Here is a 15,959-nt window from a genome sequence, read left to right as displayed (position 1 = left end):
ACTTTGGACCGAGCGCATCGAAGACTACCTTGTATATCGGCGCAACGCTGGATTTAATGTCGTGGGCGACGCGCCCAGACTGCGGCAATTCGGGCGGTTCGCTGATCGGCAGACGCCTCCGCAGTCACACCTTCTCGTCGAACTCCCAGGTGCCCCCGGCGTGAGCATTGAGCTCGCGCAACTGATGGAAGACCTGATCGGCGACGTGACCGCGGTGCCACAGCCGGTGCAGATCAAGATCTACTCCGACGATCAGAACACGCTTGACACCACCGCACGCAAGGTCGCCGCGCTGATCGGCAAGATTCAGGGCGTCGTGGACGCGAACGACGGCATCAATCCGGCGGGCGATGCGCTGGAATCGCACATCCGGCCGGAGGCCGCGGCAGCCGAGGGCATGGACCCGCAGTCGATTGCACAGGCCGTTTCCGACATGGTGGAAGGCAACGTTGCAACGCAATTCCAGACCGGGCCGAAGACCGTGGGTGTGCGTGTGCGTGTGCGAGCGGCCGGAGCACTGAAGCTGACCGATACGCAACTGGGGCAGTTGCAGATTCGCGCGCCGGACGGCCATCTGTTCGCGCTGGATCGTGTTGCCGAACAGGTGACGGTGACCGGTCAGCCGGAAATCAGCCGTGACAACCTCAAGCGGATGGTGGCCGTGACGGCGCGAATCGATGGCCGCGATATCGGCTCAACGATCGCCGATGTGCAGAAGGCGCGCAGCGACAAGAGCCTGTTGCCGACCGGCGTGTATTACGAGTTGGGTGGTTTGTATCAGCAACAGCCGATCGCCTTCAAAGGTGTGTTGACCGTATTTGGCGCCGCGATTGCGTTGGTGTTCGGGTTGCTGCTGTTTCTGTACGAGCGCTTCCGCGTTGCGCTGGCGGTGATGGCGATGCCTTTGCTGGCAGCGGTGCGGTGTTTATCGGCTTGTGGATGACCGGCATCGAGTTGAACATCTCCGCGATGATGGGGATGACGATGATTATCGGTATCGTGACTGAGGTAGCGATTTTTATGTATCGGAGTTGCAGGGGGCTCGTCAGCGATGAGGGGATGCAGTTCGAATAAGCATTGCTCGCGATTGGCCGCAACCGGTTGCGGCCAATCGCGATGACCACGATCGCTGCCATTCTAGCGTTGTTGCCGTTGGCGTTTGCTCTTGGGCAAGGCTCAGCGATGCAGCAGCCGCTAGCAGTAGCCATCATTTCCGGGCTGATCGTTCAACTGCCATTGGTGCTTCTGCTGTTACCGGTGCTGCTCAAACTGCTGATGAAGCGGGAAGCGTAAAGGTGCAGCCGCGCGCCCAGTGCGTGCGGGCCTGGGGATCGAGGACATCCTGCGCCTGAAAGAACCTATCTGCCTGTCCTAAATAGCTTAGCCACTACGCAGACGCCACCGCATCGAAGAGCACGGCAGAATATCCCGTACGCTTGGCAGGATTCGGCGCTTCGCGCTGGTTGTCGGATAGTGGCTGTTTGGCCAATACTGGTTCTCGTTGACATGCCGCCAGGTACGCTGATCCGATCCATTGCACTCAGTAATGTACGTTTTCCGGATGAACATCTAGGAGGATGTCCAGGTCAATCGTTGACAAACATATTAGCAACTCGGTAACGATTGTCGACGCCTTGGATGTACGCATGTGCGCCACCCGCTTGCCAACTGAGGAACCGGAAAATGAGCACCACAATCGCAGGCATCAAGATACCCGACAGCGTAATTGCACGCGCGGCCACCCAGCTGGTACGGGATACCGAAACCGACCTGCTGTACAACCACTCGCGGCGGGTTTTCCTGTTCGGCGCCCTCAGCGGAGAACGCGGGGGTCTTAAGTACGACCCGGAACTGCTGTACCTCGGCGCCATGTTCCACGACATGGGCCTGATGCCGGTGTATAGCAGCGAGGGCTACCGTTTCGAAGTGGATGGCGCCAACGCCGCGCGTGATTTCATGACGCAGCACGGCATGAACGACTACGACATTGAGCAGGTGTGGTTGTCGATTGCCCTGCACACGACGCCGGGCGTGCCTGAGCACCTGAAGCCGGTGGTCGCGCTCGTCACCGCCGGGGTCGAGATGGACGTGCTTGGGATGGCCTACCACGAGTTCAGCGACGAGCAACGGATTCAGGTCGTGGCTGCGCATCCGCGTGAGAAGGCGTTCAAGAACGGCATCATCGACGCCTTTGCGCAGGGAACGATCAAGAAACCCGAGACGACCTTCGGCAACGTTAAGGCGGACGTGCTCGAACTGCGCGATCCGTCGTACAAGCGCCTGAACTTCTGCCAGATCATCCTGGGTTCCGCATGGGACGACAGCGACGCGGGTCACGCTCACAATGCGGCCTGCGGTTGCAACACCGCTGCGACAGTGCAGGACAGCTGAACGACCACCGTCACCCCGTTGCGAAGATAGAGGATCTTTCATGAAAAAGCTGACTACCGTTTTCGGCGCACCCGTCGTCGACAACCAGAACATCAAGACCGCCGGTCCACGCGGACCGGCACTGCTCGAAGACGTATGGTTTCTCGAGAAACTGGCCCACTTCGACCGTGAAGTGATTCCTGAACGTCGCATGCACGCGAAAGGCTCCGGCGCATTCGGCACCTTCACCGTGACCCACGACATCACGCAGTACACCCGCGCGAAGATCTTCTCGGAGATCGGTAAGAAGACCGAGATGTTCGCGCGCTTCTCGACCGTCGCGGGTGAGCGCGGCGCGGCGGACGCCGAGCGGGATATCCGCGGCTTCGCGTTGAAGTTTTACACTGAAGAAGGTAACTGGGATCTGGTCGGCAACAACACGCCGGTGTTTTTCCTGCGCGATCCGCTCAAGTTCCCCGACCTGAACCATGCGATCAAGCGCGATCCGCGCACGGGTTTGCGCAGCGCAGAGAGCAACTGGGACTTCTGGACGCAACTCCCGGAAGCGCTGCATCAGGTCACGATCGTCATGAGCGATCGCGGTATTCCGAAGACGTTCCGCCACATGCACGGATTCGGCAGCCACACATTCAGCTTTATTAATGCCGCACACGAGCGCTTCTGGGTGAAGTTCCATTTCCGTTCGCAACAGGGTATCGAAAACCTGACGGATGCAGAGGCGGAAGCGCTCGTCGGCCGGGATCGCGAGACGCATCATCGCGACCTGTACGAAGCGATTGAACGCCAGGAGTCTCCCCGCTGGACGTTGTGTGTGCAGATCATGCCGGAGAAGGAAGCAGGTAGCTACCCGATTAACCCGTTCGATCTGACGAAGGTATGGCCGAAGCGTGACTACCCGCTTATCGAAGTCGGTGTGGTTGAGTTGAACCGCAATCCCGCCAATCATTTTGCCGATGTAGAACAGGCTGCTTTTTCTCCTGCCAACGTGGTGCCTGGCATCAGCTTTTCGCCCGACAAGATGTTGCAAGGCCGGCTGTTCTCATACGGAGATGCGCAACGCTATCGCCTGAGTGTCAACTACCATCAGGTTCCGGTAAATGCGCCGCGTGGAGCGAAGTACGTTCATAGCTACCATCGGGACGGTCTGTTGCGCGTCGATGCCAACACGGGAGGCGCCACCCCCTATGAGCCGAATACGCGGGGTGACTGGCAGGAGCAACCTGATTTTCGCGAACCGCCCTTGTCGATTGATGGCTCGGCGGATCACTGGAATCACCGCGTCGACGACGACTACTACTCGCAGCCAGGGGCGCTGTTCCGCCAGATGACGGCGGTGCAGCAGCAGACGTTGTTCGATAACACGGCGCGAGCGCTGAACGGCGTATCGAAACCGGTCCAGCAATTGCATATCGAACACTGCACGATGGCGGATCCGGCATACGGCGCCGGTGTGGCGAAGGCAATTGCTGAACTCGAGAAGGCAGCGGCATAGCCGTTCTGCCTTTCCGGGCGGGCTCAGTGCTGGGCGCTGGTCAAGAGGGCAAGTCATGCTTGCCCGGTCGTCTCGATTGTCAGCTCGCGGCCCCGGCACAACCGGGTAGGCGGAGGTGTTTTGTTACTGATTTGGCTTTCGAGCCGGGCGGGTTCTACGGTTTCGATGCGCGCCGGCGTTTCGAAGATGCCATCATCCATGTCGCCGTTCTGGAGTCCGAGTTGACCCGACATAAACGAATCCGGGATCTGCATACGACCTCGGCATTTGTTGATCGACACGGGAGTTGGCAAAACGGACGTGCGACAGTTGAGTGATTTCAGTCTGTGGTTGTCCGTCGCAAACTGGATACGCTGGAGGGATAGTGAACAAGCGTAATGCTGGACGTTTGCAATGGAGCGACGTTGTTGCCGAAGTATCGCGATCTTTGGACTGGGAAGACCTGGTATGGCAGGGGACCCCCCGCTGGATTGAAGGCTAGGACCGCAGGCCGCCTGCAGATAGTCTTGGTACTTCTGCAGGTACCGCAGCGATGCGCGCCCGAGCGCGATTCGGAGAACTCGAACACGACCGCCGGCGGGTGGACGACCTAGACGCCGTTCTTTTCGCGCTGGCCCATCTGAACCGGCTTTACGCCATCGGCGCACTCAAGCCCACCGTTGGCGGGTGCCTTCTGCGCGTCGGGTTATGTCTGGGAAAACTGGCCGATGTGCTTGAGCTTATCCACCGCGCCCGATGTCGGATCCAGCCTTCACGCTCTTACCCTCGACCACCCAGAAAAGCAAAGCCCCATCATCACCTGGCGTACAAGCTCGCTTGATGGAATGGGGCTTTAGTCGAGAGCATTGGTTCGCCGCGGCCACCATCATGCCGACGGTGAGCGCGCTGATCGGCACGCGCATCGGTTGGGGCTACGCGATATATACGCTGATCGCCGCAGCAGTGTCAGGGGTGCTTGCAACCCTGCTGATTCGTCCGTCCCAGAAAATCAGCTGAATGGAAAACGGCCCTATCGAAAAATGCTTTTTCCCGTTCAGTCTGAGTTGCATGGAAAGGGAAATGAGCTACACCATTTTAAGGTCCCGGTATGGCGGTGGCGGCATCTTGACAGTGATTTCGTCGCCCGAGGTTACCGGTCCCGCGGTGGTCACAACAGCCATCACGCCGGCCTTTCGCAAGAGCTTTCCTTCTGGCGAACGACCAAGAACGGCTTTCATGAGCCCAGCCTGGAAATGATCTATTTGCGCGCATGGGTTTCTCAGGCCAGTGAGCGTGACGACCGAATGCTCGCCGATATGTAATTCTGTACCCACGGGCAACGAGAGAAGATCAAGCCCGTGCGTCGTGATGTTTTCGCCGAGATCACCGGGTCGGACTCTAAACGCCTTTTCCGATAGCTCGTCGAATAATTCTCCCTGGATGAGGTGCACCTGGCGTAGATTGGGTTGCGAGGGATCCCGAGCGACACGAGAGCGGTGTTTAACCGTGGCGCCACAGTGAGCATCGCCTTCAACACCCAACCCTTTCAGCAACATGATCTGCCAAACGGATTGTTTGGAAAATGTGTGTGAGGCATTAACGTGAACCGCAATGACTTTTCCGTTCATTATCGAGTGAGCTTTAACGATTTGGCGTGGTGAAGGGTATGCATGGGTTAGTTCAGCCAGTCGACGTCTTTCAGATGACTTATTGCGGGCATTACGCTCGTCAAAATCCGAGCGTAATGCCCGCGCATCCGATTTGTACCGGAACCCTCACACACCCTCAACGAGACTACAGCGGCAGTTCGGTCTTCCGGCGGCGCGGCTTGGCCGGATCGGGCCGTGCGCACGGCAGGAATTCGCCGCGTCCGGCATCGCCGCACGGCTTTTCGCCGTCCCACACCACGTCGCCGCGCGACATCGTCAAGGCGGGCCACGCGCTCAGATGCATGCCTTCGTATGGCGTGTAATCGACGTTGTGATGCAGCATCGCGTTTTCCACATGGAACGTGCGGCTCTCGTCCCAGATGACGAGGTCGGCGTCCGCGCCAATCGCGATGCTGCCCTTGCGCGGATAGAGACCGTAGAGCTTTGCCGCGTTGGTCGAGGTCAGCGCAACGAAGCTTTGCGGTGTGATGCGGCCGGTGCGCACGCCTTCGGACCACAGCAAAGCCATGCGCGTTTCCACGCCGGGAATGCCGTTGGCGATCTGGTCGAACGAGACAGCTTCGCCATGCGCTTTCTTGCCGTCCGGACCGTCGTAGCGAAACGGCGCGTGATCGGACGAGAACACTTCGAACGCGCCGTTTTCAAGTCCGTCCCAGATTACCTGCTGGTTGGCCTTGTCGCGCGGCGGCGGGCTGCAGATGCACTTCGCGCCTTCGAAGCTGTCGTCGCAGCCTAGCGAGTCCGCGGTCAGAAAAAGATACTGCGGGCAGGTTTCGCCGTAAACCTTGAGCCCGTGGCTTTGCGCCCAGCGAATCTGCTCGACCGCTTCACGGCCCGATACGTGCACGATCAGGATCGGCACGTCCACCAGTTCGGCGAACGCGATCGCCCGATGCGTCGCCTCACGTTCCACCAGCATGGGCCGTGACGTCGCGTGATAACGTGGCGCGGTATGGCCGGCGGCGAGCAGCCGCTCCGTCAGCCACGCGATGCAGTCTGCGTTTTCCGCATGGATCATCACCATCGCGCCCTCGCTGCGCGCCACCGAGAGCGTGTCGAGCATTTCGCGATCGCTCAGCTTGAGCGCATCGTAGGTCATGTAGATCTTGAACGACGTGTAGCCTTCGGCGATCAATGCGGGCAACTCGTCGCGCAGAATCTCCGGCGTCGGGTCGGTGACGATCAGGTGGAACGCGTAGTCGATCACGGGCTTCCTGTGCGCGCGTCGATGGTAGTCGTCGATCGCTTCGCGCAGCGTGTGGCCTTTCTGCTGGCACGCGAACGGAATCACGGTCGTGGTGCCGCCGCAGGCCGCGGACGTCGTGCCGGAGAGGAAATCGTCGGCCATGATCGAGCCATCGCCGGTGGGCTGATCGAAGTGAACGTGGCTGTCGACGCCGCCGGGCGTCACGTGCCGTCCAGCCGCGTCGATTTCGCGCGCGCCGGCTTCGAGATGCAGGCCGAGCGCGACGATGCGGCCGTTGCGAATGCCGATGTCGCTGGTGAAGATGTCCGCGGCCGTGACCACGCGGGCGTTGCGAATGACGGTATCGAAGGTTTGCATGTCAAATTTCCTGAACGAGCCGGCCCCAGCCGGTGATGCGGCGTGTATCGACGCCGCAGCGGCGCAACATGTCCCATACGATGGTGGTGACGGTGTCGAACACCGGCACGCCGTGTTGCGCTTCCCAATGCGCAACGCGGTGCGCGGCGTAAAGATTGGTGCAGAAGGTCGTCACCGCTTGCACGCCTTCGGCCACCACGTCGGCCACCTGACGGTCGAGCGTCGCTTCGTCGACGAGCGCAAAGGCAAAGTTTTCCTGAAGTTCCAGATGGCTTTCGCGGCTCGCATCGATGCCGAGCGCGGCGTAGTTCGCAACAATCTTCTGCTGCACGTCCGCGAGATACGGCGAGACGAGGCCGAGCCGGCGAATGCCGAAGGCCTCCAGCGCGCGATTGAGCGCGAGTACGGATGTGCTGGCGGGTATGCCCGTCGTCTCCGTGATCGCGGCGCACAGCGCTTCGTCCTGATCGAAGCCAAGCCAGCCGGCGGACGTGCCGCTCCAGCCAATCATGTCGACATGTGCATCGGCGAGCAGGCGCGCGGCATCGAGAATGCGTTCGCGCTGGAACTGGCCGAGCGCGTCAGGACTGAGCGCGATCTGCGTGACGGAAAAACGCGCGAAATGCACGCTGACTTCAGGCAGCCCGGCTACCAGCGCCTGCGTCAGCGGTTCGAGGGAAGTATTGGATGAGGGCGTCAGAATGCCCAGACGGATACGTCGGCTCATGAACGGATAGTAGAAATAGGGGGATAAGGGCGAAGCGGATTCGGGCAGCGCCGCCAGACCGCATCGACGGCGCGTTGAGCGTCAGCGCGGATCTGGTGTTCGTCGACACATAACGCGCGGCCTTGCTCGATCACGAGCCGGCCGTCGACGATCACACTTTCCACGTCCGGGCCGGTGGCGTTGTGCACGAGCGTGCCGAGCGGATCGATGCTCGGCGTCAGATGCAGTTGGCGAAAATCGAAGATTGCCAGATCGGCGAGCCGGCCAACATCGAGTGTGCCGAGCCGCGCGCCCCAGCCGAGCGCGGCGGCGCCATGGCGCGTGGCCATCGCGAACACGTCGGACGGTTGCCAGTCGTTGCCCACCGCGCCGGCTTGCAGACGGCCCATCGCGAGCGCCCAGCGCATCACGTCGATCATGTCGCCGTGCATGGTGTCGGTGGCGAGGCACAACGGCGCGCCGGCGTCGAGCAGGCGGCGCGTCGGTGCGATACGCCCTGACATCGCGTTGCCGAGCGGAATGTGCACCACGTGCGCGCCGCTTCGGCCCAGACGCGCGATGTCGGCGTCGTCGACGTGAATGCAGTGGCCTGCGAGCAGCCGGCTGTCGAGCAGGCCGATTTCGTCGAGCAATTCCACCGGCGAGCGACCATGCTGCTGACGGACCCAATCGACTTCATCCGTGCTTTGCGCGAGGTGCGTGCTGATCGGCAGATCGTGACGGCGGGCTAGCGTGGCGATGTCTTCGAGCAGCGCGACTGAACAGGTGTCCGGCGCATGCGCGGTGAGGTGCGCCTGGATGCGGCCGTTCGCCTGACCGGCCCAACGCGCGACGAACGCGTCGGCACGTTCCAGCTGGCGCTCGCCGAGGGCGCGGTCAAAGCGCCGTTCGCCTGCCAGCACCGAGGCGAAATCCACGTCCGCGAGCCGCTGGCTGGCGAACACTCGCACGCCGGTCTGCGCGATACCTTCGACGGTTGCGTCGGCATGCACGAAGCTGTCCGCAAGCGTGGTGCAGCCGGCGCGCAGCGCTTCGAGCGCGCCGAGCCGCGACAGCGCGCGGGCTTCTTCAGCGTCAAGCCACGAGGCCTGCGGCAACCCCGGCGTATAGGACGGCGCGAAGCCGCAATCCGGCGCCACGCCACGCACAAAGTTCAGGCCCGCGTGATAGTGCGCGTTGACGAATCCCGGCGTCACAACGCGTCCCGGCAGCGACAGCGTGCGCGTCGCCGCGGGCCGCGCGTCGCCGATATAGGCGATGTGTGCGCCACGAATGCCGAGTTGCGCCGCGTGGGCCGAGCCGTCGGCGAAAATCAGCGTGGCATCCGCGATCAGCAGATCGAGCGGGCCGTTCGGGACGGGCGTGTCGTGCGTATCGTGCGTGCTCATGCCGCCATCCAGCCGCCGTCCACCATCAGCGTGGTGCCGGTCGTGAAAGTCGAGAGGTCGCTGCACAGGAACAGCACCGCGCGCGCGACGTCGTCCGGCTGTCCGAGACGCGGCCAGGGCGTGCGCCGGTTGGCGCGTTCGAGCACGGCCGGATCGACCGCACGGCCGCCGGCGCCGGTCCGGATCTTGCCCGGCGCGACCGCGTTGCAGACGATGCCGTGCGGCGCGTAATCGGTGGCGATCTGGCGCGTCATATAGTCGATCGCGGCCTTGGTTGTGCCGTAGCCGAGGTCGCCTGGCGCGGCGATCATGCCGTGCTGTGACGACAGATTGACGATCCGCCCGCGCACTTCGCCTTCAGGCGCTTGCTGAAGCATCTGCCGGACGGCCGCGCGGCAGCAGCGGAATACGCCTGTCAGATTGACGTCGAGAAGACGTTGCCAGTCTGCGTCTTCGAGTTCCAGCAGCGGCCGTGCATGACGAACACAGGCGTTGTTGACCAGCACGTCGAGCCGCCCGAAGCGCTCGACCGTGTGTGCCACCAGCGCATCGACCTGTGCCGTGTCGGATACGTCGGTCGCGACGAAATGGGCGTGGCCGCCATCGCGCGCGATCAGTGCGGCGGTCGGCTCGCCGCCTTCGATCACGTCCGTCGTGACGTCGGCGATCACGACCGTCGCGCCGTTGACGGCGAGCTGGCGCGCAGTCGCCCGGCCGATGCCCGACGCGGCGCCGGTGACGATGCATACCTTGCCGGCCATGTTCACGCTTACGGCCGGGGAGGGCGAGGGTAGGGTCATGACGTTACTCGTACAATCGCGGGGCAGGCGTTCACGCGCCCAGCGTGGTTATCCAGTGATGGAAGTCGGCTTCCGCTTCGGCCAGATCGAACCGTGGCGCAAAGCCGGTATCGGCGACCAGCCGCGTGTTGTCCATCGACGCGCGGTCGTAATCGGCGAAGTAATCGATATTCGGCGCCTCCCCGTGCTGCGCAATGCGCCACGTGAACGCGGGATAACGCCGCGCGAGCCGTTCGCACAGGTCGGCGACGCTCCACTCGAAACCCGCGGCGAGGTTGTAGACGGAGTGAGGCCAGTGCGGCGCTTCGAGCAAGGCAAGCAGCGCCGAGGCCGCATCGCGCACGTAGAGCCAGTCGCGGCGGCCGGCGCGTGGCAGCACGGCGGTTTCGCCCCGGCGCGCTTTCGTGACCACCTGCAGCGGCGCGCTCAAGGTGTCGCGTACGCCCGAGTCGGCTTCCCACGGGCCGAAGCAGGTGCCGAGCCGTCCGATCACGAGCGGTACGCCGTGCAACGCGGAAAGACGCAATGCAGCGTCTTCGGCGGCGCGTTTGGAGATGCCGTAGAGGCCTTCGGGCAGTAGCGGCGTGACGTCTTCGACGAGCGGGTGCGGCGCGCGGCCGCTCAGTCCGTACGCCGAGCCGGAACTGCCATGAAGAATGCGTTCGACACCCGCATCGGCGGCCGTGGCAATGGCGGCGAGCACACCGCCGACGTTCACCTCGAAAATGGTCTGCGGCATGTGACGCTCGCGCTGCGCGTCCGCGGTGATCGCGGCGAGCGTGACGAGCCGCGACGGCCGATGTGTGCGCATTGCCTCGCGCAACGCATCGCCATCGCGTACGTCGCCGGTCAGCGCAACGAAACGGCCCGGCAGCGCGGCAAATGCCTGCAACGCTTGCGCGCGCGGCGCGCTACGGTCGAAGCCGATGACCGTCTCGCCGCCGGCGAGCAGGCGCTCGACAAGCGCGAGACCGACGAAACCGCTGCTGCCCGTGATGAACGTGGTCATCTCAGGCAGGCTCCATCACCGCTTCCGGCCGCAGCAGCGAGAGGATATGGCGCTTGTAGTCGTTGAATTCGGCGCTGGTCGGATCGCGCGGCCGGTCGAGTGCGATCGGCAACAGTTCGCGAATGCGGCCCGGACGCGCCGACATCACCGCGACATGCGTGCCGAGCGCAAGCGATTCGTCGATACCGTGCGTGACGAACACGATCGTGCTGCGACTTTCGCGCCAGATGCGGATCAGCTCGGCGTGCATGTCCATCTTGGTCTGCTCGTCGAGCGCGCCGAACGGCTCGTCCATCAGAATCACTTCCGGGTTCATCAACAGCGCGCGCGCAATGCCCACGCGCTGGTTCATACCGCCGGAGAGCTCGCTCGGGAAGTGATTTTCGAAACCCTTGAGACCGACCATCTCGATGAAGCGCTGCGCGCGCTCGCGGCGTTCCGGTTTGGCGACGTTGCCCATCTTCAGATGAAACGCGACGTTCTCCCACACCGGTAGCCACGGCATCAGGTTGGCCTGCTGGAACACCACACCGCGGTCCGCGCCCGGCCCGGTGACGATCGAGCCGCCGACGCTCACCGTGCCCGAAGAAGGATTGTCGAAACCGGCGATCATGTTCAGCAGCGTGGACTTGCCGCAGCCGCTCGGGCCAAGCAGACAAAGGAAGTCGTTGCGCTGGACCTTGAGACTCACGTTGTCGAGCGCGGTGACCACCTGTTTGCGCTTGGTGTCTTCGAACGTGCGCGAGACGCTATCGATTGTGATGAGGGTCATGCTGTCAACCTTCCCTTGCTTGCAGAGTAGAACCGCGTTGCCAGCGCAGAACGCGCCCGGCGATGTACTTGATCATGTAGTCGCTCAGGAAACCGAGCAGACCGATGCTCACCATCGACGCGATCACGATGTCGTAGCGCAGGAAGTAATACGAATCCCACAGTACGTAGCCCACGCCGCTCTTCACCGCGACCATCTCGGCCGTCACCGTCAGCATCCATGCGGAGCCGATCGCGATGCGCAGCCCCGAGAAGATGCTTGGCAACGCAGCGGGAAATACGATGTGCCGCAGCAACATCGAGGACGTGCCGCCCGTCATCGCGCCGGCGCGCAGCAGGTTGCGGTCGCAGGTCTTCACGCCGTGAATCGTGCTGAGCAGCACCGGGAAGAACGACCCCATGAAGACGAGAAAGATCGCCGGCTTGTTGGCGATGCCGAACCAGATGATCGCGAGCGGAATCCACGAGACGGGCGGCACCGGGCGCAGCGTCTGCAGAGTCGGTTCGAGCAGCGATTCGATCGAGCGCGACCAGCCGATCGCCATGCCAATGGCGACGCCCAGCACCGTGGCGATCGAAAAGCCCGCGAACACGCGGCCGGAACTGGCCGCGATATCGAAGAGCCAGTGGCCGGAGTAGGTCTGCGTGTTGCCGTCGGTGCTGAAAATCCAGTCGGCCCAGGCGAGCGCGACCTGCGACGGCGCCGGCAGCAACGCCGCCGGCAGGATGCCCGAGCGGGAGAACGCCTCCCAGCCGGCCAGCAGCAGCACCGGCACGATGCCGCGCTCGATCCGCTTGTAGAAGCGTGAGGAAAACAGGGTTGACATGGCGCGGTCCGGATCAGTAACCGAGTTCGGTCTTGGGTTTGCCGGTCACTTTCTCGAGGAAGCTGTAGTCGAGGTTCTTCTGTACGGCATCGCTGACGTCCGAATTCACGTACTTCAGGTCGCGCATCATTTTTGCAATCGACACAGCGGAGGCGCGATACATCTTGTAGTCCGGATAGAGGTTGTCGGCCGCGCCGGTGGCGATGGTCTTGTCGAGGCCCGTCACTTTCTGGATCGTATTGACGAAGAGCGGCTTGTTGGCGGCCATCATGTCGTCCACCTTGACGATCGCGCGAACGGTTTCCAGCACGCCTTGCGGATTGCTCTCGATCACATCCGGGCGCGTGACGATCAGGTTGGTCAGCTTGCCGGCCGCCTGGTCATACGGAAACGCGAAGAACTTGGCCGCCTTGACCTGGCGGATCTGCGTGGCGAACGGCTCGACCGAAGTGATCAGCTCGACTTCGCCGCGGCGCAACGCCTGTACGTGGTCCGCCGGATTCGGAATGTTGACGAACTGGACATCCTTGTTGATGTCGATGCCGTGCGTGAGGAACGCGCCGCGCATGTGAATGTCCTGCGCGTTGCCGCGCGAGGCCGCCACGCGGAACGGCTTGCCGTCCTTCTTGTACTGCATGATGAGTTTCTTCAGGCCGTCCCAGTCGCCCGGCTGTACCGGCAGGTTGTTGGCGATCAGCACCTGCGAGCCGCCGTTGATCTGGCCGGAGATGCCGACCACCTTGAAGCCCTTGTCGAGCGCCGTCGCATAGTGCAGATAGGTGACCTGCGCGACGTCGATGCTCTTCGAGAGCAAGGCGGTCAGCACGTCGTTGCCCGTGTTGAACGAGGTCGCCGTGAGTTTGACGCCGGTGGCGTACTGCGGCGTCAGCGACAATGGCGTGCAGTGCGCACACTTGGCGTAGCCGAGGTTGATCGGATCGGCATCCTTGGCGTGGCCGACCGTCGGCATGAGCGCAGTGGCAACGACGAGGGGCGCGAGCAGCACGCGTGCGGCGCGCTGCAGGGCGGCGAGAGACGGGCGGATGAATCGCATCAGAGGAGCTCCGTTATTGTCACAAAATGAAATACGTTTGTGACAAATAAAGCAATAGTCGTGCCAATCGATTGTCAGGCCGTCTCCAGCGACTTCGAGCGATATGCTTGTACATGGCTTAAGTCCGCGTGGCCGCGTGTATCCGCGTTACAGGTACTGTGAGGCAAAACGACGCGATCCATATCGCCAGCCGGCCGGCGAAACCGGTCTGCCGCTGCGCGCACAAACCTGGCACCGTTCGGGTGCCTTTGGGATACGTAAGCGGTGCCGGGGTACGCTGATGGTGCAAATTCGAACAATTACAATTATTTTTGTCACAATATATAATTGTATTGTCACAAAAAACCGTTGGTCAGTCGAGGAAAGCTAGCGTGTTAACCGACAAAGCATCCCTCCGCCCGCGTAAGGCGCGGCCGGCCGCCCAGATCCTGGATGCGGAAGACAACTCCGACACGATCTACGAGCGCATCCTGACCGCCGTGATGGAGCACCGGCTGATTCCGGGCACCCAACTCGTCGAGGAAAAGCTCGCCGCCGTGTTCAAGGTGAACCGCACGCGAATCCGCAAGGTGCTGGCGCGGCTCACGCACGAAGGCATCGTCACCACCATCCCGAATCGCGGAGCGTTTATCGCTAGCCCGTCGGTGCAGGATGCACGCCATATCTTCCAGGCGCGGCGCATTCTGGAGCCGGCGCTAGTCCGCAGCCTGGTCGAACGTGGCAGCGCCGAAGGTTCCCGGCGACTCCATGCGCACGTCGCCAGGGAACGCGCCGCGCGAGAAAAGGGCGACAAGCATGCGGTGATTCGCCTCTCCGGTGAATTTCATGTGCTAATCGCCGAGATGGTGGGAAGCCCGCCGCTCACCAAACTGATGCGCGAACTCGCGTCGCTGACCTGCCTCATCATCTTGCTGTTCGATTCGCCGAACGTGCCGGCCTGCCCGAACCATGAGCACACGGAAATCGTCGAGCTGATGGAGAAAGGCGAACTGGAGGCGGCGATCGCGGCAGCGGTCGGACATCTCGATCATATCGAGGCGACGCTTGACCTGTCGTTGCCTGAAGACACCGAGGTCGATCTGAACGCCATCTTCGGATGAACGCGCATCGCCTTCGCTTTTGAACATCGCCATTGCGCCATTGCACCTGACCGGAACCGTGATGAAACTCCTGATCGTCAACCCGAACATTTCGTCGAGCGTCACCAATCTGATCGAAGCCGAAGCGCGCCGTGTCGCTTTAGCCGATACACAGATCGAGATGGCGACGGCGGCGAGCGGCGTCGCCTACATTGAAACCCGTTTCGAGGCGCTGCTGGGCGCGCACGCGGTGGCGAACATCGCCGGCGAGCGCAAGGGCGAATACGACGCGCTGCTGGTTGCGGCGTTCGGCGACCCAGGCCTGCTTGAGTTGCGTGAAGTGCTCGACGTGCCGGTTGTCGGCATGACCGAAGCGGCGCTGATGACCGCCGCCCAACTCGGTCAGCGGATCGGCATCATTGCGATTTCGCGACGTATCACGGCCTGGTATCGCGAATGCGTGGACCGTTATGGCATGCTCGGCCGGCTGGCGGGCATCCGTCATCTCGACCGGCCGCTTCGCGATCCCGGTACGGTTCAGGAAGATCATGGCGCGCACCTGATCGAACTGAGCCATCGTGCGGTGGAGGAAGATGGCGCCGACGTGCTGATTCTAGCCGGCGCGCCGCTAGCAGGATTGGCGCGCAGCGTGGCGGACCGGCTGCCGGTGCCGGTGGTCGATGGCGTATCGAGCGGAGTGTGTCAGGCGCAGGCGTTGACCCGGCTCGCCACCGCGCGCGCTCAGGCTGGCAGTTTCGCGAAGTTGCCGGCAAAGCCCATTGCCGGGCTCTCAGGTGGCCTGGCCACATTGCTATTGCGTGAATGAGAAGCGCCGGGGCGCGAAGTCCAGTTGAACTCATGCGATAGCCTCTCAACTGGTTGCGGATTTCGCTCTAGCGCAATCGGGATGTGGAGAGGTGATGTGGCGTGAGCGCGCAGGGGCCGGGGCTTCCTCCCAGGCGAAGACCCGCTCGATGGTCCCGAAGCGATGCTCGAAAATGGCCGGATTAAAGGAAATCGGTATCCGGCACAGGAGATAGCGTCGTTGGCAGATACGCTGTGTTGGGCGAGCAGTTCGTTTCATACTGAACTGCTGCAGAAATCCTGGACAGAAATGAGTGTTAGTGTTTCGGAGCAATTTTCCCCACAGCACGGGAGGTTGGCGATGAAACACCAACAGTATTCGGTGGAGCAGATTGTGGCCGCGC

Annotated in this window: 15 protein-coding genes and 1 pseudogene; 6 read left to right on the top strand and 10 right to left on the bottom strand. The window is 62.4% G+C overall.

What is annotated here, in order from left to right; genetic code table 11:
• Positions 1–151: 151 nt before the first annotated feature.
• The 3 genes and pseudogenes from ABQJ48_RS30570 to ABQJ48_RS30560 all read left to right on the top strand — a co-directional run.
• Positions 152–1,293 (top strand): annotated as a pseudogene (locus tag ABQJ48_RS30570) (efflux RND transporter permease subunit); the annotation flags it as partial.
• A 390-nt stretch (positions 1,294–1,683) separates the two neighbouring features.
• Positions 1,684–2,391 carry an HD domain-containing protein gene (locus ABQJ48_RS30565; RefSeq protein ID WP_367841691.1) on the top strand — a complete coding sequence of 236 codons (708 nt, stop codon included), beginning with the start codon at positions 1,684–1,686 and terminating at the stop codon, positions 2,389–2,391.
• Between the two features lie 40 nt (positions 2,392–2,431).
• On the top strand, positions 2,432–3,883 hold the full coding sequence (locus tag ABQJ48_RS30560; RefSeq protein ID WP_367841690.1) for a catalase: 1,452 nt from the start codon (positions 2,432–2,434) through the stop codon (positions 3,881–3,883).
• 53 nt (positions 3,884–3,936) lie between these two features.
• On the opposite strand, the gene ABQJ48_RS30555 is transcribed toward ABQJ48_RS30560, so the two are convergent.
• Positions 3,937–4,137 carry a hypothetical protein gene (locus ABQJ48_RS30555; RefSeq protein ID WP_367841689.1) on the bottom strand — a complete coding sequence of 67 codons (201 nt, stop codon included), beginning with the start codon at positions 4,135–4,137 and terminating at the stop codon, positions 3,937–3,939.
• Positions 4,138–4,618: 481 nt separating this feature from the next.
• On the opposite strand from ABQJ48_RS30555, the gene ABQJ48_RS30550 reads away from it, so the two are divergent.
• Complete coding sequence (locus tag ABQJ48_RS30550; RefSeq protein WP_367841688.1) at positions 4,619–4,879, top strand: hypothetical protein; 261 nt, start codon at positions 4,619–4,621, stop codon at positions 4,877–4,879.
• Between the two features lie 68 nt (positions 4,880–4,947).
• Here ABQJ48_RS30550 and ABQJ48_RS30545 read toward each other — a convergent pair whose 3' ends face one another.
• The 9 genes from ABQJ48_RS30545 to ABQJ48_RS30505 all read right to left on the bottom strand — a co-directional run bounded on the left by ABQJ48_RS30545 (position 4,948) and on the right by ABQJ48_RS30505 (position 13,672).
• Positions 4,948–5,490 (bottom strand): MOSC domain-containing protein, encoded by a 543-nt coding sequence (locus ABQJ48_RS30545; protein ID WP_367841687.1) that lies wholly within the window; start codon positions 5,488–5,490, stop codon positions 4,948–4,950.
• A gap of 166 nt (positions 5,491–5,656) precedes the next feature.
• The gene (gene hydA, locus ABQJ48_RS30540) at positions 5,657–7,096 is read right to left on the bottom strand and encodes a dihydropyrimidinase (protein ID WP_367841686.1); all 1,440 of its coding nucleotides are present in this window, start codon (positions 7,094–7,096) and stop codon (positions 5,657–5,659) included.
• A 1-nt stretch (position 7,097) separates the two neighbouring features.
• Positions 7,098–7,823 carry a maleate cis-trans isomerase family protein gene (locus tag ABQJ48_RS30535; RefSeq protein ID WP_367841685.1) on the bottom strand — a complete coding sequence of 242 codons (726 nt, stop codon included), beginning with the start codon at positions 7,821–7,823 and terminating at the stop codon, positions 7,098–7,100.
• Complete coding sequence (locus ABQJ48_RS30530) at positions 7,820–9,211, bottom strand: amidohydrolase family protein (RefSeq protein WP_367841684.1); 1,392 nt, start codon at positions 9,209–9,211, stop codon at positions 7,820–7,822. The genes ABQJ48_RS30535 and ABQJ48_RS30530 overlap by 4 nt, the downstream gene beginning before the upstream one ends.
• The gene (locus ABQJ48_RS30525; RefSeq protein ID WP_367841683.1) at positions 9,208–10,011 is read right to left on the bottom strand and encodes an SDR family NAD(P)-dependent oxidoreductase; all 804 of its coding nucleotides are present in this window, start codon (positions 10,009–10,011) and stop codon (positions 9,208–9,210) included. Before ABQJ48_RS30525 ends, ABQJ48_RS30530 begins: the two co-directional genes overlap by 4 nt.
• A gap of 31 nt (positions 10,012–10,042) precedes the next feature.
• A complete protein-coding gene (locus ABQJ48_RS30520) occupies positions 10,043–11,020 on the bottom strand; it encodes an NAD-dependent epimerase/dehydratase family protein (protein WP_367841682.1) in 978 nt (325 codons plus the stop codon).
• A gap of 1 nt (position 11,021) precedes the next feature.
• Positions 11,022–11,792, bottom strand: coding sequence for an ABC transporter ATP-binding protein (locus tag ABQJ48_RS30515; protein WP_367841681.1), 771 nt, complete (start codon positions 11,790–11,792; stop codon positions 11,022–11,024).
• Positions 11,793–11,796: 4 nt separating this feature from the next.
• Positions 11,797–12,618 carry an ABC transporter permease gene (locus tag ABQJ48_RS30510; protein ID WP_367841680.1) on the bottom strand — a complete coding sequence of 274 codons (822 nt, stop codon included), beginning with the start codon at positions 12,616–12,618 and terminating at the stop codon, positions 11,797–11,799.
• 13 nt (positions 12,619–12,631) lie between these two features.
• Positions 12,632–13,672 (bottom strand): ABC transporter substrate-binding protein, encoded by a 1,041-nt coding sequence (locus tag ABQJ48_RS30505; protein ID WP_367841679.1) that lies wholly within the window; start codon positions 13,670–13,672, stop codon positions 12,632–12,634.
• Positions 13,673–14,043: 371 nt separating this feature from the next.
• Here ABQJ48_RS30505 and ABQJ48_RS30500 point away from each other — a divergent pair, with 371 nt between their 5' ends.
• Positions 14,044–14,772 carry a GntR family transcriptional regulator gene (locus tag ABQJ48_RS30500; RefSeq protein WP_367841678.1) on the top strand — a complete coding sequence of 243 codons (729 nt, stop codon included), beginning with the start codon at positions 14,044–14,046 and terminating at the stop codon, positions 14,770–14,772.
• A gap of 61 nt (positions 14,773–14,833) precedes the next feature.
• Positions 14,834–15,577: an aspartate/glutamate racemase family protein gene (locus ABQJ48_RS30495; RefSeq protein ID WP_367841677.1), complete on the top strand. Its 744-nt coding sequence runs from the start codon at positions 14,834–14,836 to the stop codon at positions 15,575–15,577.
• Positions 15,578–15,959 lie beyond the last annotated feature (382 nt).

The organism is Paraburkholderia suaedae, from assembly GCF_040812055.1.
Lineage (GTDB): Bacteria > Pseudomonadota > Gammaproteobacteria > Burkholderiales > Burkholderiaceae > Paraburkholderia.
Note: the sequence above shows the minus strand (reverse complement) of the source record. Positions and strands in the feature narration are given on the sequence as shown.

Excerpts from the sequence above, each read along its gene's own strand:
- ABQJ48_RS30565 (WP_367841691.1), top strand. The coding sequence starts at position 1,684 with ATGAGCACCACAATCGCAGGCATCAAGATACCCGACAGCGTAATTGCA.
- ABQJ48_RS30560 (WP_367841690.1), top strand. The coding sequence starts at position 2,432 with ATGAAAAAGCTGACTACCGTTTTCGGCGCACCCGTCGTCGACAACCAG.
- ABQJ48_RS30555 (WP_367841689.1), bottom strand. The coding sequence starts at position 4,137 with ATGCAGATCCCGGATTCGTTTATGTCGGGTCAACTCGGACTCCAGAAC.
- ABQJ48_RS30550 (WP_367841688.1), top strand. The coding sequence starts at position 4,619 with ATGTCGGATCCAGCCTTCACGCTCTTACCCTCGACCACCCAGAAAAGC.
- ABQJ48_RS30545 (WP_367841687.1), bottom strand. The coding sequence starts at position 5,490 with ATGAACGGAAAAGTCATTGCGGTTCACGTTAATGCCTCACACACATTT.
- hydA (WP_367841686.1), bottom strand. The coding sequence starts at position 7,096 with ATGCAAACCTTCGATACCGTCATTCGCAACGCCCGCGTGGTCACGGCC.
- ABQJ48_RS30535 (WP_367841685.1), bottom strand. The coding sequence starts at position 7,823 with ATGAGCCGACGTATCCGTCTGGGCATTCTGACGCCCTCATCCAATACT.
- ABQJ48_RS30530 (WP_367841684.1), bottom strand. The coding sequence starts at position 9,211 with ATGAGCACGCACGATACGCACGACACGCCCGTCCCGAACGGCCCGCTC.
- ABQJ48_RS30525 (WP_367841683.1), bottom strand. The coding sequence starts at position 10,011 with ATGACCCTACCCTCGCCCTCCCCGGCCGTAAGCGTGAACATGGCCGGC.
- ABQJ48_RS30520 (WP_367841682.1), bottom strand. The coding sequence starts at position 11,020 with ATGACCACGTTCATCACGGGCAGCAGCGGTTTCGTCGGTCTCGCGCTT.
- ABQJ48_RS30515 (WP_367841681.1), bottom strand. The coding sequence starts at position 11,792 with ATGACCCTCATCACAATCGATAGCGTCTCGCGCACGTTCGAAGACACC.
- ABQJ48_RS30510 (WP_367841680.1), bottom strand. The coding sequence starts at position 12,618 with ATGTCAACCCTGTTTTCCTCACGCTTCTACAAGCGGATCGAGCGCGGC.
- ABQJ48_RS30505 (WP_367841679.1), bottom strand. The coding sequence starts at position 13,672 with ATGCGATTCATCCGCCCGTCTCTCGCCGCCCTGCAGCGCGCCGCACGC.
- ABQJ48_RS30495 (WP_367841677.1), top strand. The coding sequence starts at position 14,834 with ATGAAACTCCTGATCGTCAACCCGAACATTTCGTCGAGCGTCACCAAT.